Consider the following 26,935-nt stretch of genomic DNA (forward strand, 5'->3'; position numbering starts at 1 on the left):
TTTAGCTGTCAAAATCCTCATCCGCATTGACCATGCGCCCCCCCGCCTTCGCGGAGGTGACAACGCCCAATGATTTCAACTTCCGGTGCAGCGCCGAACGCTCCATGCCGACGAAATTCGCTGTCCGCGAAATATTCCCGCCAAACCGATTGATTTGCGTCAGAAGATATTCGCGTTCAAACAATTCCCGCGCCTCGCGCAGCGGCAATGTCGCCAATTGGCCGCCCAAGAGCAAACGACCGTCATCCGATGGCGCGGCATCGCCTTGGAGCTCCGCAGGTTCGATCACGCTGCTGTCGTCGCCCAATATCAAGATCCGCTCAATCACATTGCGCAATTGACGCACATTGCCGGGCCACTCCATCGTCTGCATCATCGCCGCAGCATCAGGCGAAATCTGGCGCGCAGGAAGGCCCTGCACCTGATTGAAATGGTTGATGAAATACGACGCGAGCAACGGAATATCCTCGCGCCGCTCCGATAGGGCCGGAACTACGACAGGCACCACATTGAGGCGATCATAGAGTTCCTGACGGAAGCGACCCGCAGCAATCTCCTCGGCGAGGTTGCGCGTTGTTGAGGAGATCACGCGAAGATCGACCCGCACGCGGTCCGTGCCGCCAACGCGCGTGAATTGTTGCTCGGTCAGAACGCGCAGGATTTTACTTTGCGTCCCAAGCGGCATATCCGCAACTTCGTCAAAGTAGATAACGCCGCCATGTGCCTGTTCCAAAAGGCCTTTCTCGGCGCCCTTCTCGGCCGTCTCGTAGCCGAACAAAACTTCCTCCATCCGGTCCGGCGCGATCGTCGCGGATGTGACTGTCACAAACGGGGCCGCTGCCCGCGCCGAGCCCGCATGGATGTAGCGCGCCGCCATTTCTTTGCCCGAACCGGGCTCACCCGACAGCATCACGCGCCCGTTTGAGCGCGCAACCTTATCGAGCAACTCCTTGAGCTTACGGAACGCAACCGATGCGCCCTGCATTTCCCCCAAGCCCCCATCCCCACGCTTGAGCGTCGTCACCTCACGCCGAAGGCGTGACGTTTCCATTGCGCGCGAAATCACAACCATCAACTGATCGATATTAAAGGGCTTTTCGATGAAATCATAAGCACCTTGCTTGATTGCCGCGACAGCGATTTCGATGTTCCCATGGCCTGAAATGATGACCACAGGGACGTCCGGATTGTTCCGCTTGACCTGTTTTAAAATATCGATGCCGTCCATCCGGCTGTCTTTCAGCCAAATATCGAGGATCATCAGCGCAGGCTGTTCCTGATTGATGTGCTCAATGCATTCATCGGAATTCGCCGCCAGACGGGTGGAAAATCCCTCATCTTTAAGAATGTCTGAAATCAGCTCACGAATATCGCGTTCGTCATCAACAATTAAAATATCACTCATGGCCTGCCAATAAGTTCGTGTTTACGACCGGTTCGCGGTCTTTGATCGCTCGCGGCGCAATGCGCGCCCGCGGGAGACGAATTTCCGCCAGAGCGCCATGATGGGCGTCGGGTGAAAAAGCGGGTGCATCATGAAGCACGAGCGTTCCGCCATGCTCCTCGATGATCTTCTTAACAATTGAGAGGCCAAGCCCCGTGCCCTTTTCGCGCGTCGTAACATAGGGCTCGAACAGGCGCGCGCGGTCAAGTGGAAGGCCAATGCCGTTATCGCTGATACGGATCAAAACGTGATCCGCGCGTTCGGCCATCTGAATGCGAAGCTCGGGCTGATAGCCTTCAGGAGCGCCTTTTTCCAAAAGCGTTTCAATGGCTTCCCCCGCATTCTTGATGAGATTGGTCAAGGCTTGTCCGATCATCGTCGGGTCTATCTCGACCGTCGCAGGCCCCTGCGGCAGATCTGTACTCAACACCGTACCGACCAACACGCCGTCGTGTAGCGCGGTTTCTTGCAAGGTGATCGCATCGCGCAAGATTTGCGTCAAATCACTATCGCGTCGATCAGGCTCGGGCATCCTTGCGAATTTCGAGAACTCGTCAACAATGCGCCGTAAGTCATTGGTTTGACGTATGATGACGCCAGTGTATTGATCCAGAGCCTCAGCATCTTCAGCGGTCATCGACTTCGCGAATTTCCGTTTAATACGCTCGGCCGAAAGCGCGATTGGCGTGAGCGGGTTTTTGATTTCATGCGCAATGCGCCTCGCAACATCGCCCCATGCTGCCATGCGCTGCGCCGACACAAGCTCCGTGACATCATCAAACGCCACCACATATCCTTCGGGAGCGCCGTCTCCGCTTTCCCGCAAGGCCATTCGCACCAAGAGGCTTTCCAACCTCCCCCCCCGTGAGACGCGGATTTCCTCTTGAACCATCTCATGAACGCCGGACTGTAACCGTTTGATAAGGCCGGAAAACTCAGGCACTGCCTCCTCCAGAAGAAGGTTATGCGACATCACGGCGTGAAGTTCCAACAAACGCGTCGCAGAACGATTAACGAAGTCGATCCGCCCCTCCGCATCAAGCCCGATCACACCAGACGTGACCGACGACAGCACGGAGTCAAACGTCCGCCGACGCTCCTCAATTTCGCGGTTATGCTCGATCAGCTCGGATCTCTGCCCTTTAAGTTGACGCGTCATCGTATTGAAATTACGACCCAAAGTCGCAATTTCGTCATCGCCGTCATCCTCGACCACCCGCTGATCCAAATCGCCAGCACCGACACGCTCCGCCGCGAGCGCAAGGCGCCCAATCGGACGCGACAGCCGTTCTGCAAACCACAGCCCCAACCAGATCGCCGCGAGGATCAGGATCAGAGCAAAGCCGATGTACACAAGGCCGAATTCAAAAAGCACCTTACCGCGGGTTGCCTCTAATTGTTGATACAGGCCCACGGTTTCGCGGGTGTCATCCAACAGTGACAAAAGCTCGCCATCCACCAGCCGCGACACGTAGAGATAGCGGTCAACAAATGCATCCAGCTGGATCAGCGCGCGAAACTCGCTGGCATCCCAATCCTCGATCAAAACCGTCTCACCTGCTTTCGCGCTTGCGATATCGCTTGGCGAAGGTTTCTCGAAGTCGAACAGATAGCTGCGCTCACCGCGCGCGCGAATTTCGCCGACCCCGTCAATGACATAGGCCTCACGCAACCCACGCTGGATCTTGCTCTGTCCCTCGGTCAGCAATTCGCGCAGATCGCCGTCGGGCATAAACGTTGACGCTTGGCGCCGCAAATCCAGATACCCGCCGAGTGCGAGAATATCCTGCGTCAAGTCATCGCGGTGCTCTTGCTGATAGGCTTCGGCAGTGGCGAGCGAGGTGCCCACAACTTCGCGCACGCGGTCCGAGAACCAGCCCTCCAGCCCGATATTCACCGTCAGCCCGCCAAATATCGCCACGAGCACCGTCGGCACGAGCGCGATGCCCGCGAACACCCCCGTCAGACGCGCATGCAATCGGGAGCCCGCCGAACGAGACCGCCGGGCCGCCACGATCCGTAAGAGCCGCGACAAGACCATGGTCGCTAACAGTAAAAAGTAGATAAAATCCGCGAGAAGCGTCAGACGCAAGGCCGTCGATCCGCCCCCTTGGGCGAGCGGACCGAGCATCAGATAGGTTACGACCGCCAAAACCGGCCCAAGAACCACCAGAGATAACGTAGCGACGTTTTGGAAACGCCGCATCCGCCGCAAGCGATTCATCCGATCCCAGATTGTCTGATTCAGCGCTACTCTCACTCACGTCCCCCGAACCGATCAAAGCGCGATCATGTCAGCGCGAATCCCGATCACCGAAACGCAACGCCCCTGTTGCGCTTTTACATCACTCTCTTACATCAGTCTACGGCGGCGTGTCACTTGGATATCCAGATCGGTGATCTTTTTGCGCAACGTATTGCGGTTGATCCCGAGCAGATCAGCACATCTTGCTTGATTGCCGCCCGTTGCATCGAGGGAAATCTCGATCAAGGGTGCCTCAATCTCGCGCAAAATCCGATCATAAAGCCCCTCTGGCGGAAGATTGCCGCCATGAAGATCGAAGTAGCGTTTGAGATGACGGGCCACGGAAGCGGAGAGTTTCTCTGCATCTGCGCCCAACGCACCGCGGCTCGGCTCCATCATCGGCTGGTTGCCCAAAACGGCCTCGACCTCGGCGCGGGTGATTTCCTCTTCGGGCGAGGTCACGACCAGACGGCGGATGGTGTTTTCCAACTGCCGCACGTTTCCGGGCCAGCTAAACGCGCGCACAAGTGCCATTGCATCGTTGGAGAAGCGACGCAGGCCAAGCCCATCGCGTTCGGCACGGCCCAAGAAATGCTCGGCCAGAAGCGGAATATCCTCAACCCGTTCACGCAATGATGGAACCGTCAGCGCGACGCCGCCGAGGCGGTAGTAAAGATCCTGACGGAAATGGCCGGCCTCCATCTTGGCCTTCAAATCAATCTGGCTTGTCGCCATGATCCGCGGCGCTTGTTCAGGCAGCGCATCCAACATCCGCACGATCCGCGCCTGAGTTTCCTCATCAAAATCGCCAACCTCATCGAAGACCAGCGAGCCGCCCTTCACCTTGCTCAGCAAATGTGATGGCCCGTCAGCGCCCTGCAACTCGGCCGCTTGCGCCACAACAAATGGCATCGTCCGACGATCGGAAAAGTCATGAATGGCGCGCGCAATCAAGGACTTACCCGTCCCGCTTTCGCCCGTGATCAACACTGTCAGATCCGCGTTCATCACCCGCGCAACGAGACGGTAGAGCGCTTGCATCGCAGCCGTGCGCCCAACCAATGGCAGATCAGACGCCGCCTCAGGCAAGCTCGGCTCGCCCGTGCGGGCTGGCTGGCTGCGGCGCTTTTGTTCCAATGCCTTGGCGGCGCGTTTCATCAAATCAGGCAAATCGAAGGGCTTGGGCAGGTAGTCATACGCCTCCGCCTCGGCTGCCTGAATCGCCGTCATGATGGTGTTTTGCGCCGAGATCACGATCACCGGAAGGCCGGGCCGCTCCTGCCCGATGCGCGGCAGCGCCTCAAGGCCGTTTCCGTCGGGCATCATAACGTCAGAAATGACCAGATCGCCCTTCCCTTCCTCAACCCAGCGCATCAGCGTGTTGAGAGACGCCGTCGCGTGGACCTTACAGCCTGCACGCGTCAACGCCTGCGTTAAAACAGTGCGGATCGTGCGGTCGTCATCTGCAACAAGGACAGTGCCATCCATTCGTGTGTCTCCAGTTAATTAGGCGCAACGGGTAAAGAAATGCGGAAGCAGGTGCGGCCGGGCTTTGAGTCAACCGAGACCCAACCGCCATGCTCCGAAATGATTTTTGAGACGAGCGCGAGGCCAAGCCCCGTGCCGTTTTCGCGGCCAGATACGAAAGGCTCGAAGAGCTCGCCCGCAATCTCCGGCGGAATGCCGGGGCCGGAATTGATCACTTCGATCTGAAGCGGAAGCGCGCGCGACTTGCCGTCCGCCCCCCGCACACGCAGCCCATGATCGTAATAGGTGCGCAGCTTGATCTCGCCCGGTGCACCGCGTGTCGCCTCGGACGCGTTCTTGAGCAGGTTGAGAAATACCTGCGTTAACTGATCCCCGTCGCCCAAAGTAGCGGGCAAGGAGGGATCGTAATCATCCGAAATGCGCATATGCGCCCCGTGACCGATCGCGACAGATTTACGTGCACGATCCAGCACATCGTGAATGTTCACCTCGTGCTGCTCGGGTGGGCGCACATTGCCGAACTGTTCGACCTGTTCGAGGAGCTTCACGACACGGCGTGTTTCATCAACGATGAGATCGGTGAGTTCCAGATCATCCCCCGTCAAGTTCATCGACAAAAGTTGCGCCGCGCCCGCGATCCCCGCGAGCGGGTTTTTGATTTCATGCGCCAACATTTCGGCCATGCCAATCGCGGACCGCGCAGCAGATTTCACCGATCCCGCACGGTTGAGAACCGATCCCCGCTCGCGCGGGATGAAAGTAATCAGCAGCGCATGCGGATCATCGCCCACCGGCGCGGCTTGCAACGAACACATCACCGGCGCGCGCTCGCCCGTGGTCAGATCGACCTCCGAGACATACACATCCGCGCGGCTCGTCCGGACACGCTCAAACACATCCTCAAGCGGCGCGGAAATTGCGAGGCGCTCCAAGATCGAATGACCGCGCAGGGATTTGGCCGACAGGTTCAGATAGCTTTCCGCGGCGGGGTTGATTTCAACCATGCGATCTTCACCGTCAATCAAAATGGCGGGCATCGGCAGGCTGGACCAAAGGGCGAATACATCAGGAAGGCTCATGCTGCGGCCCCCACCGATCGTGCCCCGCGCGCGCCGATTTCGGGGGAGGAAAATGCCTCACGGATCAGCGCGAAAACCTCATCCGTTTGACTTGAGGTCTGCATCTGCGCTTTGAGGGGCGCCTCCAGCTCATCCGCGTACCAACCCAAGTGCTTGCGCGCGAGGCGCAGCCCGACATCCTTACCGTAAAACATGAGGATCGCCTCGTAGTGTTCTGATATAAAGTCACTTAACGCATTTGCGCTGGGAATTTCAGGTGCGATTGACCCGTGGAGTTCATGCGCAATCTGCGCCAACCGCCACGGCGCGCCCTGAGCGCCGCGCCCCACCATCACCCCGCGCGCCGACGAGTCCGTCAACGCCTGTCTGGCCGAGGCCGCGTCGATGATATCGCCATTGGCCACAACGGGGATATCAACCGCCTCAACGACCTGCGCGATCGCTTTCCAATCCGCCGCACCTTTATAGAACTGCATCCGGGTGCGGCCATGCACGACGATCATCTGCACGCCTGCCGCCTCGGCGCGCCGCGCAATATCGGCTGCGTTCAAACTCTCATCACACCAGCCCAGACGCATCTTGAGCGTCACCGGCAAATCGACCGCCTCCACCACGGCCTCAATCAATGTCAGGGCGTGATCAGGATCCCGCATCAAAGCCGAGCCGGACGCCCCGCCCGTCACCTTTTTCGCGGGGCACCCCATATTAATATCAATAATCTTGGCCCCCATGTCGGCAACTGCTCGCGCCGCCTCGCCCATTGGCGCTGCCTCACGGCCCGCAAGCTGCACCGAGGAGATGACGCCCCCCATATCCAGCCCGAGATCCGTTCTTGCCTTCGCGCGCACCGAAGGCTTCGCGGTCAGCATCTCGCCTGAGGCCACCATCTCGGAGACCAGCAACCCAGCCCCGAAACGCGCCACCATCTTGCGAAACGGCAGATCGGTAATCCCTGCCATCGGCGCCAAGAACACCGGAGGGTCGAGAAGATATGGACCAATCTTGATCATCAGGTTGCCAACTTAATCCGTCATTTATGCGCAGGTCGATCAAATGGATCAGGGCGACCGACCTGCTAAAGAAGCCATAAGCCGCATATTTCAGCAGCGCTTGCCTATGTGATAGCCGCCAACCCCCAAGATTCCAATGCATAGCGCGCTTTTCCGGCGCTATAAATATGCATATGCCCATTTTTTAATCACATACCTTTATCCCCCTTTGATTGCGCCCGCCCACGGGTCAGGATAAACCAGCCTAGACTTCACCAAGAGACGGACCCGACATGACGATCGCAGCAATTATCGTGGCCGCAGGGCGCGGCACGCGCGCAGGCGAAGGACCGCCAAAACAGTGGCGTCAATTGGGCGGGATGACTGTGCTCGAGCGCAGTGTCGCATGTTTCCGACGCGCCGATATCGAACGCATCATCGTCGTGCTGCACCCTGACGATATGGCGCAGGGCGTTACCCTGTTCGGAGGGGATGTAATCTTGGTCGCGGGCGGCGCCACGCGCATATCGAGTGTGAGGAATGCACTAGAACTTATTGATCCTAATAATATTTCTAAAGTTCTGATCCATGATGGCGCGCGCCCATTCGTTGATCAGGCGGTGATTCAGCGGGTGATCGATGCGCTCAAAGCCGCACCAGCCGCCGCACCAGCCCTACCAGTGACAGACGCGCTGTGGCGCGGCGACAATGGCGTTGTGCGCGACAGTGCTGATCGCGAGGGCCTTTTCCGGGCGCAAACGCCGCAGGGCTTCGATCTGCGCGCCATCCTGGACGCGCACCGCGCGTATGACCCCGAACAAAACGCGGCCGATGACGTTGAAATCGCGCGCGCGTCAGGTATCATCACCCAGATCGTACAAGGGTCTGAAGACAATATCAAAATCACATGGCCCGACGATTTCGTGCGCGGCGAAAAGATGATCGCAAGGAGCTCGAAAATGGATATCAGATTAGGCAATGGCTACGATGTCCACGCCTTCAGCCAAGGCGATAAGGTCATCTTATGCGGCATCGAAGTCCCCCACGATAAAGCGCTCTTGGGGCATTCTGACGCCGATGTTGCGATGCATGCGCTGACGGACGCCCTCTACGGTGCCCTCGCGCAAGGCGACATTGGTCGTCATTTTCCGCCCAGCGACCCGCAGTGGAAAGGCGCCTCCTCCGACATATTCCTTCGCCACGCCGGCAATCTGGCGCGCGAAATGGGCTTTGCAATTTCGAATGTAGATGTCACCATCGTGTGCGAACGCCCCAAGATTGGGCCGCATGCGACGGTGATGATGGCGAGGCTTGCGGATATTCTCGCCATTGAGGTCAGCCGCGTTTCTGTCAAGGCGACCACCTCCGAGCGGTTAGGATTTACCGGCCGTGAAGAAGGTATCGCCTCCATCGCCACAGCCACACTTATCAAAGGCGCATGAAATGATTAGATTTATCAATACCTTCGGCTTCGTAGGTCTGATGCGCCCCGCACCGGGCACTTGGGGCTCGCTCGCGGCGCTGCTCATCGGCTGGGGCTTGGAGCGCTACGTCGGCTTCCCTGCCTTACTGATCGCAACGCTTGCCGTCACAGCCCTCGGGTTTTGGTCCATCAACGTGGCGCTAAAAGACCGGCCCGGGGAAGATCCTTCCGAGATCGTGATCGACGAGGTTGCGGGCCAATGGCTGGCGATGCTGTTTCCGGCCGTTGCCTTCTTCTCAAAGGATCTTGCGATGGCTTGGCCTGCGCCCATCACGGCCTTTGTTCTGTTCCGCCTCTTTGACATCACCAAGCCTTGGTTGGTGGGCCGCGCCGACGCGCGCCACGATCCTGCTGGTGTCATGCTTGACGATCTGTGGGCGGGCGTGTTTGCTGGCGTCTCGACGCTCGTTCTCGGCATCATCTATCATATCATCTTCCTATGAGTATCGCCGCGCAGATCATTGAAATCGCAAGATCATTGGGTCTTCGCATTACGACGGCCGAAAGCTGTACCGGCGGCATGGTCAGCGCCGCGTTGACCGATATCGCAGGCTCCTCAGCGGTGTTTGAGCGAGGCTTCGTTACCTATTCCAACACCGCCAAGGCGGAGATGCTCAACGTTTCTCCCGCCACACTGCAAAGCTTTGGCGCGGTATCCGAGGCGGTCGCGTGCGAGATGGCGCGCGGCGCTCTGGAGGCGGCGCGCGCCCAGATCGCGGTCTCTATCAGCGGGATCGCGGGGCCAGGCGGATCGGATCACAAACCTGAGGGCCGCGTTTGCTTTGCCATCGCGACCAAGTCTTTTGATGCGACGATAGACCTGTGGAGCGAGACGGTTGAATTTGGTGCGCGAGGCCGCGCCGCAGTCCGCGCAGCCGCATGCGACCACGCCTTAATGATGATTTTAAATGCAGCATTGATAAAAGCTTAGGCATATTTATGCCGCCCAATTTTATATCACAGGCTACTAAAAACCGATTATATTTTGCTCTCTCCATAAAACGCCCATAAAAACGACGCCGAAAACCGCTAGCGCCTCTTTCGCCGTCATTCCCGGCATGATTATCCCTCCGCCGTAACAATTGGAGGGGTAATGATGAACGCAGCTGATACCGCATGGATCATGGTCGCAACGGCTTTGGTTCTGCTGATGACACTTCCGGGCCTCGCCCTGTTTTACGGCGGTTTGGTGCGCGCACGAAACGTGCTGTCGGTCTTTATGCAATGTTTCGCCATTGCGGCGCTGATGAGCTTGCTTTGGATGGCGGTCGGTTATTCAATCGCGTTTGGCGAGGCCAATGCGATCTGGGGCGGCCTGAACAAAGCGATGCTCATCGGCATTGACGCAAGTACGCTGAAAGGCACCCTCCCCGAAATCCTGTTCTTCGCGTTTCAAATGACCTTCGCGATCATCACGCCTGCGCTGATTCTGGGCGCATTTGTGGAGCGCGTAAACTTCTGGTGGGTAATGGGCTTCTCGGCGGCATGGATGCTGTTGGTTTACGCGCCAGTGACGCATTGGATTTGGGGCGGCGGGATGATGTCCGACGGCGGGATCTTCGGCGCGGTTGGCACGAAAGATTTTGCGGGCGGAATCGTTGTCCACGAAACCGCAGCGCTGGCCGCCCTTCTCATCGCGGTGATGATCGGCCCACGTAAAAACCGCCATACCGCGCCGCACAATCCCGGCATGGTGGCCATCGGCGCAGGGCTTCTCTGGGTCGGTTGGTTCGGTTTCAACGGCGGATCGCAGCTTGCGGCGGATGGAAACGCGGCGATGGCGATCACTGTGACGCATCTTTCTGCGGCGGCGGCGTCGCTCTCGTGGATGGTCTGGGAAAAGATCAAATTCGGACGCGCCTCGTTGATCGGTATCGTGACCGGCACGATCGCTGGCCTTGCCTCGATCACCCCCGCCTCGGGCTTTGTGACGCCCGTTCAGGCGGTGATCATCGGGCTGGTTGCAGGGGTTCTGTGCCAAGAGGCCGTCAACTTGATCCGCGAGCGCCTGAAGATCGACGACACGCTCGACGTTTTCGCCGTGCACGGCGTGGGCGGCATTTTCGGCACAGTGATGATCGCGATTTTTGGCCAAGGCAGCTTTATCGCGCAAGTCGGCGCACTGGTGATCGTCGGGGTTTATACGCTTGGTATGACCTGGATCCTGGCAAAGCTGATCGGGTGGATCACGCCGATGCGCGTCGATCTGGAAGCCGAGACGAACGGCTTGGATCTTTCCACGCACGGAGAGCGCGCTTACGACATAAACAGCTAATAACGCTTTGATTCTAAACGAAAACGGCGCGAGACATCGCGCCGTTTTGGCATTTTTCCGCCCTCATGCGCCGTAAAGTTTTGCCGCCCGCGTCTCGAACGCCTTCACGATCCTGCGCATAGCCTCGTCAAAGACAATGCCGATAACGCCCTGCAAAAGCGCGTTTTTAAATTCGAAATCGACGAAAAACTCGACCGTGCAGCCGCCGTCTTCGCGGTCCGCAAATTTCCAATAGGATTTCAAATACTTGAATGGCCCATCAAGATATTCCGTATCCACTTGCGGGCGATCTGGCCACAGCGTCACACGCGAGCCGAACCGTTCGCGGAACACTTTGAACGAGATCACCAAATCGGCTTCCATCACCTCGGGAACGGCGCCCGTTTCATCGGGCAATCCATCCTTGCGCGAACGGATTCGCGCGGCGGAATTCCACGGTAAAAATTCGGGATAGCGCGCGACATCGGCCACAAGGTCATACATCTGTTGCGCCGTGTAAGGCATTGCGCGGGTCTCGGAATGTTGCGGCATGGCGTTCCTTTGCTCGGCTTGCGATCCGTGCCATGATGCAGGCCGCGCCCCCTTTTGGAAAAACGGGCGGCAGAAATCAAGGGCAACTGGCCCGCCAAGCCCCGCTCACGGAGGAGGTGCGACACAATGAACCCGATTTGGTTCCTGCGAATGACAAAATGGGTGCGCAATCCTCCTTCAATGGGGCGGATCAAACTCGTGTTTGGGGTCGTTGCTGTGTGCGTTTTGATCGTTGTGCTGGATCGCTACGGTCTTTGGCCTGATTGGGCGCAGGGCGAGACCCGCAAGCTGCGCTGGCGCCCCGAATGAGGCACGAGCGCAGCTCGGCATGCGCCGGTCAGGCGTGAGCGTGACGCGCCAACCGCGCGGCGCGCAAGCGTTCGAAATCATCGCCCGCGTGGTAGGATGACCGCGTCAGCGGCGTGGCCGAGACCATCAAGAAGCCCTTCCCGTAGGCGGCCTTCTCATAGCTCTTGAATTCCTCTGGGGTCACGAACCGGTCAACGCGGTGATGCTTCGGCGTGGGCTGGAGATATTGGCCGATCGTCAGGAAATCGATATCGGCGGCGCGCATATCGTCCATCACCTGCCTGACGCCCTGCGCATCCTCGCCCAAGCCAACCATGATGCCCGATTTGGTAAACATCGTCGGGTCCAACTCCTTCACGCGCTGCAACAAACGCAATGAATGGAAATATCGCGCGCCGGGGCGCACTTCCGGATAGAGGCCGGGGACGGTTTCCAAATTGTGGTTAAACACATCAGGCTTTGCCTTAACAACGATCTCTAACACACTGGGATCACAGCGGATAAAGTCCGGCGTCAGAATCTCGATGGTGGTCTGCGGCGCTTGGCGACGGATCGCGCGGATGGTTTGCGCGAAATGCTCCGCGCCGCCATCTTCAACATCATCACGATCCACCGAGGTGATCACGACGTGGTTCAGCCCCAGCTTTTTCACCGCATCCGCCACGCGACCCGGCTCGAACACATCGAGCGCCTCAGGCGGCTTGCCGGTCGCGATATTGCAAAAGGTGCAGGCGCGCGTGCAAACTTCGCCCATGATCATCATTGTCGCATGGCCTTGCGACCAGCATTCGCCCACATTTGGGCATCCTGCTTCTTCGCACACAGTCGTCAGCTTGTGCTCGCGCATGATGTCACGCGTGTCTTTATAGCCTTGCGAGGTCGGCGCCTTTACACGAATCCATTCGGGCTTTTTTGGCTGCGCCTGATCCGGCTTGCGGGCCTTTTCAGGGTGACGCTGTTCGGGAAGTTTGAGATCGCGCATCGCATGTTCCTTTGCCTCGGCCGATCGGGGCCTTGCCTTATGCGACTCATAGGCCGTTTTGGGACGGCATGCAACGCGGCGCAGGCGGGAATTACCCTTGCACAGCAAGCCATCACGCGGAGGCTCATGCCCGTTTTGCATCACTGCGTTGCAGCAAAATCATGCCGCATATGCAAGGTCAGCAGTTGTGACCCGTCGGCGGGGCGCTTAAACTAGCGCGGAATTCACATAACACGGAGCCTTAGATGCAAACCGGCGCAACTCTCCCCCAAGTTACGTTCCAGACACGCGTGCGCGACGATTCAATCGGTGGCGATAACCCGTTCCGCTGGGACGTAAAAACCACGGCTGATTTCTTCGCAGGCAAACGCGTGGTGCTCTTTGCACTGCCGGGCGCATTCACCCCGACCTGCTCGACCTTCCAGCTTCCGGGCTTCGAGAACGGCTTTGCCGATTTCCAAGCGCAAGGGATCGACGAAATCTACTGCCTCTCGGTCAACGACGCATTCGTGATGAACCAATGGGCGAAGGCGCAGGGCCTGAAAAATGTGAAAATCATCCCTGATGGCTCGGGCGAATTTACCCGCCGCGTCGGGATGCTCGTGCGCAAGGACAACCTCGGCTTCGGCTTGCGCTCGTGGCGCTATGCGGCCATTGTCAATGATGGGAAAATCGAGGCGTGGTTCGAAGAACCGGGCCTTGCCGATAACCACGGCGAAGACCCTTACGGCGTTTCCTCGCCGGAAACTGTTTTGAACTGGCTTGTCGAAGCAAACGCAGAAGTCGCCGCCTAATCGACGTCGACAAAGCGTTTGTGCGCGATCCTAGGCGCCGCCCGTACCATCGGGCGGCGTTTTGCATTTTTTTCAGTCTCTCATGATCACCCGATCAAAGGCGACGCGCCACCGTAGGTTTCATCGTAGTGGCGCTTCAGGCGCTGCAATGCGATCCGCAGGACAATTTTACCTGACCGCGCCGACCAGCCAAGGCGTTGCTCCGCAGCCTCCAGCCCCTCCAAGAAGCAGCAGCAGCGCAAGACCATATCTCCCAAACCCGGCCCCAAATCCCGCAGGGCAAGCGCAACGCGGTCGCGCGCACGCTCCGAGCCACCCGAACCACCGCCATTCGGATTGAACCCGCCGCGATCTCCGCCGGTCATAAACCGTTCCCTGTTTTGCGCAACACGGGGCCCCATCTGAGCCAATTCGAAATCCTCGCGCAACCGCTCGCCCGCAGCAACCAGATCCGGCGTCAGGAACGGATCACCGCCCTTGTCCCGCCGCCGCGCCAAAACGCCAAGAGGGCTTTCCGCCAAGTTCATCCGAACGCGTTTGGGCGTCTGCCGCTCCACCTCGTGGATCTCGCGCTCGCCCATAAAGCGGTGCTGGTTGGCGAATGTGTCGTCAAACCCCTCATCGGCGGGATCAAACGGCTCGTCCATCGTTTCGCGCATGCCCGCATCGATCGCCAAAATCCGCTTCAAGGCCGCGCGCCCCGTATTCGAGATGGCATAGGTCGTAACACGCCCCGAATGCACGACGGTGATCCAATCCTTGACGGCGAAGGCCTGCGCGATGTCACGATCCATCACCGCCGTGCGCACCTGACGTTTTAGCACGACCGCCTTGCCCAAATCGCCCGCCACCACCAGCAACGCGCCCGGTTCTGCGAGGCGGCGCAAAATCCGGCGCGCTTCATTGTGGATCGATGTTTCATCAAAGGTTTCCGCTGTTTTGCGGCGCATAGGTGCAGTCATATTTGTAACTCCCTCAAGTTCCCCAGAAAAATGGACATCAGCTTTGGATATCCGGAACGCTGTCAGAGGATCCCCATCCTCCAAACGCGTCAGCAGCTCGTCAATCAGCGGATCATCGCGCCGTTGTTCGATACGGCGCATGCGGCGCGAGATCGTCGATGGATGACACCCCTCCGAACGCGCGAGTGCACGGATCGAGACCCCCTGTTGCACGTGGCGCAGATACAGACGGGCATAATGCGGCAGCCAGCCGGGCATTTCTTCCCCTGGCCGTGGCGACAGAGTCATATCTTCCCCCGGATCGGTGCAGGAGTTTCACTCCTGCGCTTAGTTTTGCAGTAACAACCGTGAGTTGCATTGATTACCTGTTGGTTAATAAACGTCTTGGAAACTCAGAATTGTTGACAAATCATAAATAATCGAAAGCGCGGCGTTCGCTGATTTGTTAAAATGCGCAACACCCGCTTGGGGTGTGTTTTTCTCCCGTGCGGTGGAAGCGAGAGGAAAAACACATGACCGATATCCATAGCTTGTTGGCTGAACTCAAACGTCCGCGCCTTTTGGTGCGCGCAGCCCGCCTCGGGATTGCGCAATATAACCGCAAGCGCGACCTGCGGCGCTTGCTGCGCGGCACGGATGCCCCAGGCCCTGAGGCCGCATTGGCGCGGCTAATCGATGAGGAGGCGCAGCTTGAGGAGGTCCGTCAATCGGGGGAGACGACCTATTCATTGAACCGCCATATTGAGATTCTTATCGCAATTTTGGCGGAGGCGCGCCTTTTGCCCGCCCGCAAGGGGCCAAGCACTGGGGCGGTTTAACACCCCGACATTCGAAAAAGGGGCGCCCAAAACGGGCGCCCCTTTGTTTATTAGATGGAAACAATAATCTGTTAACGACTTTTGAATAAAGAACCCAAAATCCCGCGCACCAGCTGTTGCCCGGCTTTGGTTCCAAGTTGCCTGACGAGGCTTTTTCCAAATGTCGTCGCAAGACTATCCGATCGCGACGCGCTGCTGCGCTTGGAGGTTTTCCGCGTTGTGTTTGAGGAGCGATCAAAATCGATCGGCTCGAAACGGCGAGCCTTGTTGAACTCACGCGCTTCTTCGGCTTTCTCCGCATCCTGCGCGGCGCGCTCCGTAAGCGCGTCCTCCGCTGCGGCGGCATCGCGGGCCGCGGCCGCCGCCCGTGCTGCGAGCAATTCGCTGGCCAACTCGCGATCGATGGTGACGTCGTATTTTGCGCCGAACGAGGAGCCCGCCATGATCTCTTGCCGCTCTGACGCGCTCAGTGGCCCTAATTGTGACATCGGCGGACGCACTAACGTGCGCTCCACAACGCCCGGCACCCCTTTGTTTTGCAAGAAGGATGTCACCGCCTCGCCCGTCCCCACTTCCTTGATCGCATCCTCCGTCTCGAAGCGCGGATTGGGGCGATAATTCTCCGCTGCGCGCCGTAGATCTTTCTGATCCTTCGCAGTAAACGCCCGCAACGCATGCTGCACGCGGTTGCCGAGCTGCCCCAGAATGCCGTCGGGGACATCCGCGGGGTTTTGGGTAATGAAATAGATCCCCACCCCTTTGGAACGGATCAACCGGGCAACCTGCTCCACCTTGTCGACCAGCGCCTTGGGGGCGTCATCAAACAGCAAATGCGCCTCGTCGAAGAAGAAAACGAATTTTGGCTTATCGGCATCGCCAACTTCCGGCAATTCTTCGAACAACTCGGACAATAGCCAAAGTAAGAAGGTCGAATACAGCCGCGGGCTGGACATCAGCCGATCCGCTGCCATCACATTGATCCGGCCGCGTCCATCGGGCGCGTGCGACATCAGATCTTTCAGATCCAAGGCCGGCTCGCCAAAGAAATTCGCACCGCCCTCATTCTCGAGAACCAGAAGCTGGCGTTGAATTGCGCCGATCGTCGCCGTCGCAACATTGCCGTAACGCAGCGAGATTTCCTCCTTTTGCTGCCCCACGAACAGCAACATCGCCTGCAGATCTTCCAGATCGAGAAGCGGCAAACCCTCCTCATCGGCGATGCGGAATGCAATATTGAGAACGCCCTCTTGCGCCTCTGTCAAATCCATCAACCGCGCCAGCAGCAACGGCCCCATTTCAGAAATCGTGGTGCGAACAGGATGACCCTTCTCGCCGAACATATCCCAAAATGTGACAGGAAAGGCCGCGTAATCCAGCGTATAGCCGATCGTCTGCGCGCGCTTCATGAACGGCTCGTGCAGCTTGCCATCCGCCGATCCCGCGACCGCCATACCAGACAGATCGCCCTTCACATCAGCCATAAATACCGGCACGCCGGCCGTTGAGAAAGCCTCCGCAAGAATCTGAAGTGTAACGGTTTTACCTGTTCCTGTAGCGCCGGCGATCAATCCATGCCGGTTGCCATATTTCAGCAGCATCTCTTGTGGCGCGCTATATCCCTCGCCACCGCCGCCTACGAAAATTCCATCTTGGGTCAGAACCGAGGTCATTACACTTCCCTACACTTAACACTTTGCCCCACAATACTTCATTAACCCTTATGTGCCAGACTGAATGCATCGACAGCCTCGGGCGAGAGTCGAGGAGATTTCCTTGCCCCTGTCGGTTTTCCTCCCTGTCAACTGGCCGCACCTTCGGGTGCGGTTTTTTTCTCCGAGTGATGCGGCGCAAAAGGATAGGTTTTCACATTTTCGTTGACGTCCACCGCGACCCTGCCTAGCGTGAAGACACAACAAGTCGGCCGGTCTGACAGGGAAAATAAGAGAAAAAGGGTTCGCATCGCGGCCCTTTTTCCATTTCAGATCAATGCCTTGTGATAACCCCGCCGCGAATGGCACGCGCCTCGCTCAGCGCCGAGATCGGTTGCGCCGACGTCCAGTTTCCCGTCATGTCGCAGACAAGCGAAGAAGCGCCGACGCGCCCGCAATGTGATCTTTATGACGAACTCTTGCGCGCGATGCCCCCCTGACATCCCAAAAGCTGCATGCTAGAAGGCGCTTAGACATTGTTCTGATTGGACGGATAGATGATTGACTTGACCAAACCGCTTGCTGTTGCGCTGTCTTTCGCATTGGTTGGCCCCGCGCTCGCTCAAGATGCTCCGGCCCCTGATGCCGCCGAGACCGAAACGCCCGCCGCGACACCCGCGGAAACGCCAGCGGACACCGCCACCGAGACTCCCGCCGATCAAGGACCAGATGATATCGGCAAGGCCTATACCGCGGAAACCTTCGGGGATTGGCAATTGCAATGCATTCGCACAGAGGACGGCGACGATCCGTGCGAAATCTACCAAGTTTTGAAGGATACAACCGGCCAGACCATCGCCGATATCAGCCTTCTCGCCCTACCGGACGGCAGCGAAGCCGTCGCTGGCGCGACCGTGATGGTTCCGCTTGAAACGTTGCTGACGCCTGGCCTCGCGATTGCCGTTGATAGCGCAAAACCACGCGCCTATCAGTTCAGCTTCTGCGCACAGCCAGGATGTTTTGCACGGATCGGCTTTACCGGCGAGGAGCTTGCAGCCCTCAAAAAGGGAAATAAGGCGACGGTCACGCTGATCCCCGTGGCAGCACCCGATAAGCGCGTATCGGTCGATATTTCATTGAACGGTTTCACCGCCGCTTTTGATGCCGTCAAAGCCGCTAACGCGAAATAATCTCAGACGAGATGAATGATAAACGTCGCCCCTCATACGACGGGCGGCGTTTTCTATTTCAACTTCATCAAGAACTTTAAGATATCAGCGTAAGCCCCTGATTACACGCGACCCATTGCCAAAACAGCGTTCAGGCCACCGAAGGCAAACGCGTTTGAGAGAACAAAATCAACCTTTGCCTCACGCGCAATATTCGGCACGACATCCAAAGCACAATCCGGATCCGCCGCCTCAAAGTTGATCGTCGGCGCAATCACACCGTCGCGTAGCGCAAGAATGCAGGCCAACAGTTCGATCGCGCCGGTTCCGCCGATGCAATGCCCGTGCATCGCTTTGGTCGACGAGACCATCACCCGCTCCGCAGCCACCCCGAATTCAGCATGGATCGCAGCAGCTTCCGTCTTGTCATTGGCGGCGGTGGCCGTTCCATGCGCGTTGATATAGCCGATTTGATCTGCGTTCAGGCCCGCATCACGCAGCGCGCCGGAAATGGCGCGTCCCGCCCCCGCGACGGACGGCATGACGATATCGCCTGCGTCCGAGCTCATTGCGAATCCCTTGATTTCGCAAAGAATTTCCGCCCCGCGCGCGGTGGCGCTCGCATAATCTTCCAGCACGAAGACGCCCGCGCCTTCGCCCTGCACCATTCCATTCCGGCCAAGGCTGAACGGGCGGCACGCGTCTTTCGACATCACACGCAAGCCCTCCCAAGCTTTCAGGCCGCCAAAGTTCAACATCGACTCAGACCCGCCCGCCAGCATGACATCCGCCATGCCCGAACGGACCATCTGAAACGCGAGGCCGATCGCATGGTTCGAACTTGCGCAGGCCGTCGCCACCGAAAAGCTCGGCCCCATCAAGCCTTGCTCCATACAGATATGCGAGCACGCAGCGTTATTCATCAATTTCGGGACGACGAAGGGGTGAACACGGTTCTTACCCTCCTCAAAGACCGTTTTGAAACTGTCGTTTATGGTGGAATTTCCGCCGCCTGCCGTTCCCATGATACATCCGGCCTTCAGCCGCGCCTCATCGCTTAGCTCCAAGCCTGATTGAGTGATCGCCTCCTGCGCCGCTTTCAACGCGAACTGCGTGAAACGATCGTAAAGCGCGAGTTTGCCCTTCTCGAACAGCGCCGCCCCATCCCAATTATGGATCTGACCGCCAATCTGAATCGACAACCGCTCGACATCATCAAAGGCAAGCTGGCTTATGCCATTCTTGCCCTCGGCCATGCCCGCCATCGTCTCCCGCGCCGTAAGCCCGAGGGCAGAAACCGCCCCCGCGCCCGTCACCACAACGCGCCGCATCACGCGCGCGCCGCGACCAAGCGTTCAACGCCCGCGATGATAGCCCCGATCGAGGAGATATCGAAATCTGACTCGCCCGGCTCATTGGCATTGAAGGGAACCGAGATATCGAAAGCTTCTTCGATCTTGAAGATACTCTCCACCAATCCCAGACTATCGACGCCGAGCTCGTCGAGCGTCATATCCATCCGAAGATCGGACGGGCTCATCACCGCTTCTTCAGCGATGATCGAAATAATACGGTCTTTCACGGTGTCGCTCATTTTTGCCTCGTCTCAGCTCTTTTGACCCAGTTTTGTAACAGTTTCCCGAAGCTCTGCGACCTGCGCAAACAATCTGCCCAGCCGGCGGATATTCTTTTGCGCCTCCACATGGGTTTCCATCTTCAGCGCCGGACTTCCCAGCAACACGCGGCCCTTAGGCGCATTGGTGAAAATCTTGGTGCCTCCGCCCGCAATCACATCATCGCCCACGAAAATATTGTCAGACACACCGACCTGCCCGGCAAGCACGACGCGATTGCCGATTTTTGAACTGCCCGCCACGCCGACCTGCCCGCACAGCAAGCAATCCTCCCCGACCTCAACATTGTGCCCGATGTGGACCATGTTATCGAGCTTGCTCCCGCGCCCGACTTTGGTCGCACGGATCGTACCGCGATCAATGGTCGCGTTGGCGCCGATCTCGACGTCATCCCCAATCTGCACAGACCCAAGCGAATGGATCCGCGTCCAGTGCTGTTCGCGGATTTCATCGCGCTGTCCGAGCGTCTTGCGGATTTCCTCGACGCCGGATTCCTCTGGCGTGACGAATGAAAATCCGTCCGAGCCGATAACTGCGCCTGGGTTTGCAATAAATCCGTCACCGATCGTAACAGCATGACAAATACGAACGCCGTGCATAATCAACGCGTTATCGCCAATAGTTGATCCATGCGCAATGGTGACATGCGAGGCGATGCGGGCGCCTGCGCCGATCTTCACATCGCGGCCGATCACAACGAACGGGCCAATCGCGGCCCCCTCGCCAATCTCGGCGCTCGCATCGATCACTGCGGTTGGATGCACGCCCGGATCAATTTCTGGCCCCTTATCGAAAGCTTTCGATAAGCCCGCCATTGCAAGACGCGGCCGCGCGACAAAGATCGCCGCCTCCAAACCGTAAGCCGTCCAATCCGCACCCTCCCATAAAAGCGCCGCGCGGGCGTTGCCTTTCGAGAGGCCGCTTGCATAGGTTTCGGTCATAGCAAGGGCAATCTGATCGCGTCCGGCGCTTGCGGGTTCGGACGCGCCCGAGACTTCAATCGTCAAATCGCCAATGGCGCGTGCGCCAAGGGCTTGTGCGATTTGGGCAAGTGTTGCGGACATAGAAGATCCTCCGATACCAAGGGCGAAATGCTCCCGCACAGATCTAAAGGGCGCACGGCGCAGTTGCCAGAGCGATCACGCGCGCAGGTCGATCACGTTGCCGTCTGACCCGCGCGCGGCGCTGGCATTAAAGTTCTACACCGGCCTTGTTAAGCGCCGCCCACAACATGGCGTCACGCCCATAGATATCGCGGCGATATTCCATACGGCCCGAGACCGAGGGATAAGCCGTGAAGTAAACGATATGCACGGGCACTTTTTGTTCAAGCTTTACAGTTGTTTCGCGGCCGCTGTTCAACCAAGTCGTGAAGTCCTTTTCCGGCGTATCACTTTGTTTTCCAAGCAGAGCATAAGCAAACTCAAACGGCTTTTGCACACGAACGCAGCCATGTGAAAACGCCCGAACCTCTTTCGTAAACAGCGATTTCGACGGCGTATCATGGAGGTAGATGTTATACTTGTTCGGGAACAGGAACTTCACCAGCCCCAGCGCATTCCCATCGCTCGGCGGTTGTTTCATGACATAGGGAAATGTGCGCGCGCTGTACTGCGCGAAATTGATGTTGCCGCGCGAGACTTCCCGTCCCTTGCTGTCGTAAATTTTCAAATGCCCCGCCGCATTTGCGTTGCGCTGCATCATCGGCAGGTATTCTTTCACCGTGATCGACCGCGGGATATGCCACGTCGGATTAATCACCATGACTTCCATCTCGTCGGAGAACTCGGGCGTTTTGCGGTCACCTTGGTTTTGCCCAATGACCGTCACGCTCTCAAACGACATCTTGTGATCGTCAAAAATACGGACATTGAAGTCAGGCAAGTTCACCCAAATGTAGCGCCCCTCCATCTGCGCGCCGTTCATCCAGCGCAGGCGCTCCATCGCGACCAAAACCGATTGCAGTCGCTCTTGCGGCCCCACATTCAGGGCCTGCAACGTGCTCTCGCCCGCGATCCCGTCGGATGTAAGCCCCATATCAATCTGAAACTGTTGCACCGCGCTTTGCACTTCGCCGCTATATTCCGCCGTGGCCGAACGGCCCAAATATCCCAGCGCCTGCAACCGGTTACGCAGCGCAACGACGGCCTTCCCTTGCGCCCCGGGCGCAAGTTTTCCGAGCGGAACCTCCGGCCCCCAACCGCCGCGCGCGATAACATCCTCAAGCTGCATCTTGCTATTTTGAAGCTGGGCATATTGCGGTGTTTGTGGCCCCAAGCTCGCGAGGAACCGCGCAGGATCAGCCCCCGCCAACCCCGTCATCAACTCGCCATGATCGCGCGGCGTGATTTCACGCACGATCGTCGGATCAACTTTCGCGGGCGTTAAAACGCCCGAGCTCAAATCCTGCGCGTAGGCAAGATAGGCCAGCGACATCTGCGCCTCGAGTTTACCGCGACCGCGTTCCGAATTAACGGCGGCGAATTGCGCCCGCAGGCCCTCGGCATCATAGCGCGACAGCGGCAAGCCATGATCGCCCGCGCGGTCAAGCGCCGTGAAGAAAGCCGCACGACGATCGGCGGCCTCTGCAGTCGTCCAAATCGGTTGGTAATCCCGCGCGGCGTAGAAATCGGCCAGCGCCGTATCCACCGCGGCGGCCTCGGCAATCGCTTGCTTGAAACCTGAAATCGTCGCAACCTGTGTCTGCGACGTTTGCACAGGCCCCACACCGGTTTGCGCCAACGCGGCGGTATTGATCCCCGTGGTTCCCAATAAGGCCGCCAGACCGCCAACGATCATACCGCGTCCAAATGTGGCGATGCGCCCGTGTCCAATGCCCATAACAAGCCCCAAATCTATAAAAAAGTTAACACAAGTTATCTTGAGTTTTTCAGTGAAGTCTATGCCGCGACGGGCCCTGTGGCCCTTTCGGCAGATCTTGTGGCCATGATGTCGCGCAACGCTAATCTTTGCGGCAGAGTTGCAACACATAGACGTGGTGCGCAGATTCTTGCCGATATTTTTGATCGCCGCGACATGGGTGCGAATCCGCAGTTGGCCTGCTAGCGCTTTCGTGTCATAAAGTTACCTAGTTGCGCGGTTAATGAATTCCCAAGCCGTATCGTAAAATCGGCGCGTTCAAATCGACAGACAGAGCAGGACAGGCATCTGACATGACAACACCCTCCATGACACGGCGCGGACTTCTCGGTGCTTTCGCAGCAACCATGGTCGCCGCAGCCCCCACAGCCTCCAACGCCTTCGGCATTTTACGCGGCGCAGGCGACATCCGCCGCATCCGCATGTATTCCGGCCGGACGGGCGAAAGCATCGATACGGTTTACTGGATCGAGGGGAAATATATCCCCGATGCGCTGAAAGAGATTAATCACTTCATGCGCGATTGGCGGAATAACAAAGTGATCAACTATGACGTCCGCAATATCGACATCGCCGCCGCTGCGCATAATCTGATGGATGTTAACGAACCCTATATGATGCTTTCTGGCTACCGTTCGCCTGAAACCAACGCGATGCTCCGCTCGCGCTCGAGCGGCGTTGCCAAGCACTCGCTGCACATGGTCGGCCAAGCTGCCGATCTTCGCCTCAAGTCGCGCTCCGTCGGGCAGATGTTCAAGGCGGCTCAAACTTGCAACGCGGGCGGTGTAGGAAAATACAACCGGTCCAACTTTGTGCATATGGATTGCGGCCCGGTCCGTCACTGGAACGGCTAAAACGCAAGACTGTTTGAAAAAGCCCGCGCGATGATCTGGTGTGACATGCCTGTCCCGATCAGATCATCGCGCGGGCTTTTTTGTATCTACGCGCAAGGCTCGAGAACCAGTTTGGGGAATTTAACGGTAAACGTGGTCCCTCGCCCGATCGCACTCGTGTAACCGATCGTCGCCCCGTGGGCTTTTAAGATTTTTTGGCAGATATAAAGCCCGATCCCCGATCCGCCATGCGCGCGCGTTGCAGAGCCGTCGACCTGTGAAAACAAACCGAAAACTTTATCCTCCGACTCGTCCGGAATGCCTTCACCGTCGTCGATGACATCCACCTGCACACCGTCATCCGAACGGGTCAGTTGCACATTGATATGCCCGCCCACTTTCGAATATTTCACAGCATTCGAAAGCAAATTTGCCATGACACGTTCGAGCTGCTTGCGATCCCCCTTCACGCAACAGGGCGAAGCCTCATCCGTTACCGTAAGCGAAATATCCCGCCCCGCAGCAAGGGCCTCAAAATTTTCCGTGGCGGCGCGGCTCAAATCTCCCAGATCGACACCTTGCGTTTTAGAGGATGGACGCTCCTCCGCGGTGGCCGTTTGCAACAGCAAGATTTCGTCGATCATCGTATGCAGGCGCTCGGCATTATCCATCGCGATCGCAATCATACGTTTGGCGCTATCGCCCGACGCGGGATCGACACCGCCGTTCAGCAAACTCAATGCCCCCTTGATGGAGGTGAGCGGCGTGCGCAATTCATGTGTGATCGTGGCGAGAAATTCGCTCTTTGCCGCTTCCGCCGAGGCCGTGCGCGCCATAGAGTTTTGCAAGTGGGCGTTCATCTCGATCACGTCATCCGCGAGACGCGACGCCTCTCGCGACGCATCCCGCAACTCAAGTTTTTCGCGATGAGAAACGAGCAGAGCTGCAATCGCCTTGCCGATTTTCTTCAGGCTGGCCTTGACAGGTTCCGGATAGGTTTGGGGCTTGGTATCAATCACACAAAGCGCCCCCAACCGCATATCGGGCGCCGGCTCGAGCACAGTCCCGAAATACGCGCGAATGCTGGGCCACCCGAGCACAAGCGGGTTGTTGGAGAAGCGAGTGTCCAGCAAAGCATCCTAAATCTCGAACTGCTCGGCCCCCATGATCGCATGGGCACAAAACGAGTTCTCGCGGTCGGATCGCCTCAAGTCACCAAGCCCAACACTTGCGAGCAAGGCCTGATCTTGCTCATCTATCAAACTGACAAGCGCGATTGGCGCCCCGGAGATATCCGAAGCGAGTTCGCAAAGGCCTTGGATCTCCTCAAACACATCAGTCGGACCAACGCGCAGACCTTTTACGAAAGCCAGCCTTTCAGGCTCATTAAACGGAATTGGGGCACCCAAAAAACCATCTCTCCTAATGTGGAAGACGCCCGGCAAGGGCCGAGCGTAAGGTCTCGCGATTAAAGTGACGAAAACTCAACTCATGATTGTATATGATAGCGCCACCACGTCAACCGCTCCCCCAACGGAATGCGGTATTATCACTTCGATGTGACAAAAAGAATAAAATTAGGGCACGGTGGCCCGAGGTATTTTGATACCACGCGAGACAAGCGCCGCACGAGCGGGCGCGAGACGACTACATAGGGAGTTGTCGACTTGCGAGGTGCTCCCCCCAGCGCATTTCAGACAAGCGTCGTAGAGAAATGAACATTTGGAGACATGCCGCGAATAGCTCGGTCGGATCGGCAACCGCGTTGAATGGATTTAAACTGCGCTACAATTTATGGGTAAAGCTTCTTTGACTTCGGAGATTGCAGAGACGTTGACCGTGTCCGGTAGGTCCACACTAGGTGTTCCCCCCCTCAATCTTCGCCACCGCCAGCACCGTCCCCACAGGCCACAGCCGCTTGATCACATCGGGCACGCTGGCCTTGGCGTAGTTGACCGCCCCCGCGACCATCGCCCCCTGATTGACGCCAGTCGTCCGCCCGTAACGTGCGATCGCGAGCATGGCGCCGGTGGGTAGCGCCGATTGCAGCACGCCGCAGGCACCGCCATCGAACTCCGCCCCTGTCGGGGCTTCGGCCCAATCTCAAGATTGGCTAACGCATAATACCTCGTCAGGCGTCCCCGTATCTTGATCGAATGCTATAAGCCGAGCAACTGAGGCCGCGTAGCTCTCTTCGGAATTGATACAGGGAGAGCCATGAGCTTGCTGCGCGGATACTAATAACGTGAAGTTTCGCTTAGCAATTTTTGCTACCCGCTGAATGGAAGAGAACGGTACGTGAGCATCTGAAGGGTTATGCAACGCCAACACCCGAGTGCCGGTATCTCTCCAAAAGGACGGATAGGCAAACCCGCCCGAGAATACAAAAGCCGAACGAATTTTAGGCAGGCTTTTTTCTAATTTTTCATACAGCATCAAAGTATTTAGCACTGAGATACCGCCGGCAGAAGACCCCGCCAGAATATGGGATCCACTTAGATTAAATTCGGATTCCCGAGTACTGAGCCACGAATAGAAATTACATACATCCTCGACCACGGCAATAGGTCGCCGGCGTCGAAAGCTCTCTTGCATCTCTTCGCCGGAAAGTTCTGCGTCTTCAATGAGTTTAGGCAATAGCCTCCGCGAAGCAAGTGCCAAAACAGCGGGAGGGCGAGCCAACCGATAGTCGAGAAAGGCACACGCGTATCCCTGCTTAACAAACGCGTCAGCTATCAACGCATGCTTTCGATTACGGCGGGTTCCTGTACGGAAGCCTCCAGCATGCAACCAAGTGACTAACGGCCACGGACCCTTAGCATTTTTGGGAAGATAAAAATCTACATGAAGTTCTACCGGACCGCGTTTAGTTCCAGGAGATGCATATATGTGAGTAGATTTAACAAAATCTCCTGATGAGAATTCTTTCATATTAAGTCTCGTACATTTAGAAATTAGGTATAAATCAGTGATGAAATCTCATCAGATATCAGGTGTTTTAATTAAATTTACTAGTCACTAAATTGCCCCCTCCCTCAATCTTCGCCACCGCCAGCACCGTCCCCACAGGCCACAGCCGCTTGATCGCATCGGGCACACTTGCCTTGGCGTAGTTGACCGCCTCCGCGACCATCGCCCCCTGATTGACGCCAGTCGTCCACCCGCAGCGCGCGATCTCGAACATGGCGCCGTCGATCAGCGCCGTGATGATATCAAGCATGGTTTATCCTCTCAAAATGCAGAACACGCCGAAAAGCGCGGCCCACCATGGGCGCGGGGATGTGAGGGATGAGGTGATGATCGGCGTTTGCTCCGCGACCTTGGTCGCAGGCGCGGCAGACTTAGCCTTATGAGCCGGGTGCAATGCAGCG

The 26,935-nt window shown here is 57.7% G+C and carries 28 protein-coding genes; 10 read left to right on the top strand and 18 right to left on the bottom strand.

The genetic code is table 11. From position 1 onward, the window contains the following. Position 1: 1 nt before the first annotated feature. The 5 genes from SJY32_RS06535 to dusB all read right to left on the bottom strand — a co-directional run bounded on the left by SJY32_RS06535 (position 2) and on the right by dusB (position 7,266). Positions 2-1,405, bottom strand: coding sequence for a sigma-54-dependent transcriptional regulator (locus tag SJY32_RS06535; RefSeq protein WP_376873084.1), 1,404 nt, complete (start codon positions 1,403-1,405; stop codon positions 2-4). After that, a complete protein-coding gene (locus tag SJY32_RS06540) occupies positions 1,398-3,668 on the bottom strand; it encodes an ATP-binding protein (RefSeq protein ID WP_376877623.1) in 2,271 nt (756 codons plus the stop codon). The genes SJY32_RS06535 and SJY32_RS06540 overlap by 8 nt, the downstream gene beginning before the upstream one ends. A 129-nt stretch (positions 3,669-3,797) precedes the next feature. Continuing rightward, positions 3,798-5,177, bottom strand: coding sequence for a response regulator (locus tag SJY32_RS06545; protein WP_376873086.1), 1,380 nt, complete (start codon positions 5,175-5,177; stop codon positions 3,798-3,800). A 14-nt stretch (positions 5,178-5,191) separates the two neighbouring features. Then, on the bottom strand, positions 5,192-6,256 hold the full coding sequence (locus SJY32_RS06550; RefSeq protein WP_376873088.1) for a nitrogen regulation protein NR(II): 1,065 nt from the start codon (positions 6,254-6,256) through the stop codon (positions 5,192-5,194). Further along, complete coding sequence (gene dusB / locus SJY32_RS06555; RefSeq protein WP_376873091.1) at positions 6,253-7,266, bottom strand: tRNA dihydrouridine synthase DusB; 1,014 nt, start codon at positions 7,264-7,266, stop codon at positions 6,253-6,255. Before dusB ends, SJY32_RS06550 begins: the two co-directional genes overlap by 4 nt. A 272-nt stretch (positions 7,267-7,538) precedes the next feature. Between dusB and SJY32_RS06560 the strand changes: the two genes are divergently transcribed. The 4 genes from SJY32_RS06560 to SJY32_RS06575 all read left to right on the top strand — a co-directional run bounded on the left by SJY32_RS06560 (position 7,539) and on the right by SJY32_RS06575 (position 11,003). Then, positions 7,539-8,687 carry a bifunctional 2-C-methyl-D-erythritol 4-phosphate cytidylyltransferase/2-C-methyl-D-erythritol 2,4-cyclodiphosphate synthase gene (locus SJY32_RS06560; protein WP_376873093.1) on the top strand — a complete coding sequence of 383 codons (1,149 nt, stop codon included), beginning with the start codon at positions 7,539-7,541 and terminating at the stop codon, positions 8,685-8,687. Position 8,688: 1 nt separating this feature from the next. Further along, positions 8,689-9,171, top strand: coding sequence for a phosphatidylglycerophosphatase A (locus SJY32_RS06565; RefSeq protein WP_376873095.1), 483 nt, complete (start codon positions 8,689-8,691; stop codon positions 9,169-9,171). Then, positions 9,168-9,659: a CinA family protein gene (locus tag SJY32_RS06570; protein ID WP_376873098.1), complete on the top strand. Its 492-nt coding sequence runs from the start codon at positions 9,168-9,170 to the stop codon at positions 9,657-9,659. Before SJY32_RS06565 ends, SJY32_RS06570 begins: the two co-directional genes overlap by 4 nt. Before the next feature lie 165 nt (positions 9,660-9,824). Continuing rightward, entirely contained in the window at positions 9,825-11,003 is a 1,179-nt protein-coding gene (locus tag SJY32_RS06575) for an ammonium transporter (protein ID WP_376877626.1), read from the top strand. A 63-nt stretch (positions 11,004-11,066) separates the two neighbouring features. Here the strand turns inward: SJY32_RS06575 and SJY32_RS06580 are convergent, their stop codons facing one another. Continuing rightward, entirely contained in the window at positions 11,067-11,534 is a 468-nt protein-coding gene (locus tag SJY32_RS06580; protein WP_376873101.1) for a type II toxin-antitoxin system RatA family toxin, read from the bottom strand. A 126-nt stretch (positions 11,535-11,660) separates the two neighbouring features. Between SJY32_RS06580 and SJY32_RS06585 the strand changes: the two genes are divergently transcribed. Next, the gene (locus SJY32_RS06585; RefSeq protein ID WP_376873103.1) at positions 11,661-11,843 is read left to right on the top strand and encodes a hypothetical protein; all 183 of its coding nucleotides are present in this window, start codon (positions 11,661-11,663) and stop codon (positions 11,841-11,843) included. A 28-nt stretch (positions 11,844-11,871) separates the two neighbouring features. Here SJY32_RS06585 and lipA read toward each other — a convergent pair whose 3' ends face one another. Further along, positions 11,872-12,825, bottom strand: a complete 954-nt coding sequence (gene lipA, locus SJY32_RS06590; protein WP_376873105.1) for a lipoyl synthase — start codon at positions 12,823-12,825, stop codon at positions 11,872-11,874. Between the two features lie 245 nt (positions 12,826-13,070). Between lipA and SJY32_RS06595 the strand changes: the two genes are divergently transcribed. After that, positions 13,071-13,619, top strand: coding sequence for a peroxiredoxin (locus SJY32_RS06595; RefSeq protein WP_376873108.1), 549 nt, complete (start codon positions 13,071-13,073; stop codon positions 13,617-13,619). Between the two features lie 86 nt (positions 13,620-13,705). Here the strand turns inward: SJY32_RS06595 and SJY32_RS06600 are convergent, their stop codons facing one another. After that, a complete protein-coding gene (locus SJY32_RS06600) occupies positions 13,706-14,839 on the bottom strand; it encodes a DUF6456 domain-containing protein (RefSeq protein WP_376873110.1) in 1,134 nt (377 codons plus the stop codon). Between the two features lie 254 nt (positions 14,840-15,093). Between SJY32_RS06600 and SJY32_RS06605 the strand changes: the two genes are divergently transcribed. After that, positions 15,094-15,399, top strand: a complete 306-nt coding sequence (locus SJY32_RS06605; RefSeq protein ID WP_376873112.1) for a DUF6477 family protein — start codon at positions 15,094-15,096, stop codon at positions 15,397-15,399. Positions 15,400-15,470: 71 nt separating this feature from the next. On the opposite strand, the gene SJY32_RS06610 is transcribed toward SJY32_RS06605, so the two are convergent. Then, positions 15,471-17,069, bottom strand: a complete 1,599-nt coding sequence (locus SJY32_RS06610; RefSeq protein ID WP_376873114.1) for a helicase HerA-like domain-containing protein — start codon at positions 17,067-17,069, stop codon at positions 15,471-15,473. 536 nt (positions 17,070-17,605) lie between these two features. Between SJY32_RS06610 and SJY32_RS06615 the strand changes: the two genes are divergently transcribed. Then, a complete protein-coding gene (locus tag SJY32_RS06615) occupies positions 17,606-18,238 on the top strand; it encodes an invasion associated locus B family protein (RefSeq protein ID WP_376873117.1) in 633 nt (210 codons plus the stop codon). Between the two features lie 101 nt (positions 18,239-18,339). Here SJY32_RS06615 and SJY32_RS06620 read toward each other — a convergent pair whose 3' ends face one another. The 4 genes from SJY32_RS06620 to SJY32_RS06635 all read right to left on the bottom strand — a co-directional run bounded on the left by SJY32_RS06620 (position 18,340) and on the right by SJY32_RS06635 (position 22,650). Continuing rightward, positions 18,340-19,548: a beta-ketoacyl-[acyl-carrier-protein] synthase family protein gene (locus SJY32_RS06620; RefSeq protein ID WP_376873120.1), complete on the bottom strand. Its 1,209-nt coding sequence runs from the start codon at positions 19,546-19,548 to the stop codon at positions 18,340-18,342. After that, entirely contained in the window at positions 19,548-19,811 is a 264-nt protein-coding gene (locus tag SJY32_RS06625; RefSeq protein WP_376873123.1) for an acyl carrier protein, read from the bottom strand. The genes SJY32_RS06620 and SJY32_RS06625 overlap by 1 nt, the downstream gene beginning before the upstream one ends. A gap of 12 nt (positions 19,812-19,823) precedes the next feature. Next, a complete protein-coding gene (locus SJY32_RS06630; protein WP_376873125.1) occupies positions 19,824-20,915 on the bottom strand; it encodes a UDP-3-O-(3-hydroxymyristoyl)glucosamine N-acyltransferase in 1,092 nt (363 codons plus the stop codon). 127 nt (positions 20,916-21,042) lie between these two features. Further along, positions 21,043-22,650 (bottom strand): murein L,D-transpeptidase, encoded by a 1,608-nt coding sequence (locus SJY32_RS06635; protein WP_376873128.1) that lies wholly within the window; start codon positions 22,648-22,650, stop codon positions 21,043-21,045. Between the two features lie 27 nt (positions 22,651-22,677). On the opposite strand from SJY32_RS06635, the gene SJY32_RS06640 reads away from it, so the two are divergent. Both SJY32_RS06640 and SJY32_RS06645 read left to right on the top strand, forming a co-directional pair. Next, positions 22,678-22,917, top strand: a complete 240-nt coding sequence (locus SJY32_RS06640; RefSeq protein ID WP_376873130.1) for a hypothetical protein — start codon at positions 22,678-22,680, stop codon at positions 22,915-22,917. Positions 22,918-23,024: 107 nt separating this feature from the next. Continuing rightward, positions 23,025-23,585, top strand: coding sequence for a YcbK family protein (locus SJY32_RS06645; protein WP_376873133.1), 561 nt, complete (start codon positions 23,025-23,027; stop codon positions 23,583-23,585). An 86-nt stretch (positions 23,586-23,671) separates the two neighbouring features. Here SJY32_RS06645 and SJY32_RS06650 read toward each other — a convergent pair whose 3' ends face one another. The 5 genes from SJY32_RS06650 to SJY32_RS06670 all read right to left on the bottom strand — a co-directional run bounded on the left by SJY32_RS06650 (position 23,672) and on the right by SJY32_RS06670 (position 26,784). After that, a complete protein-coding gene (locus tag SJY32_RS06650) occupies positions 23,672-24,697 on the bottom strand; it encodes a sensor histidine kinase (protein WP_376873136.1) in 1,026 nt (341 codons plus the stop codon). A 6-nt stretch (positions 24,698-24,703) separates the two neighbouring features. Continuing rightward, positions 24,704-24,973, bottom strand: a complete 270-nt coding sequence (locus SJY32_RS06655) for a hypothetical protein (RefSeq protein WP_376873138.1) — start codon at positions 24,971-24,973, stop codon at positions 24,704-24,706. 448 nt (positions 24,974-25,421) lie between these two features. Further along, complete coding sequence (locus SJY32_RS06660) at positions 25,422-25,586, bottom strand: hypothetical protein (protein WP_376873141.1); 165 nt, start codon at positions 25,584-25,586, stop codon at positions 25,422-25,424. 81 nt (positions 25,587-25,667) lie between these two features. Next, on the bottom strand, positions 25,668-26,495 hold the full coding sequence (locus SJY32_RS06665) for a hypothetical protein (protein ID WP_376873143.1): 828 nt from the start codon (positions 26,493-26,495) through the stop codon (positions 25,668-25,670). 67 nt (positions 26,496-26,562) lie between these two features. After that, positions 26,563-26,784, bottom strand: a complete 222-nt coding sequence (locus tag SJY32_RS06670; protein WP_376873145.1) for a hypothetical protein — start codon at positions 26,782-26,784, stop codon at positions 26,563-26,565. Positions 26,785-26,935 lie beyond the last annotated feature (151 nt).

It is taken from the genome of Albirhodobacter sp. R86504 (assembly GCF_042466415.1).
Lineage (GTDB): Bacteria > Pseudomonadota > Alphaproteobacteria > Rhodobacterales > Rhodobacteraceae > Albirhodobacter.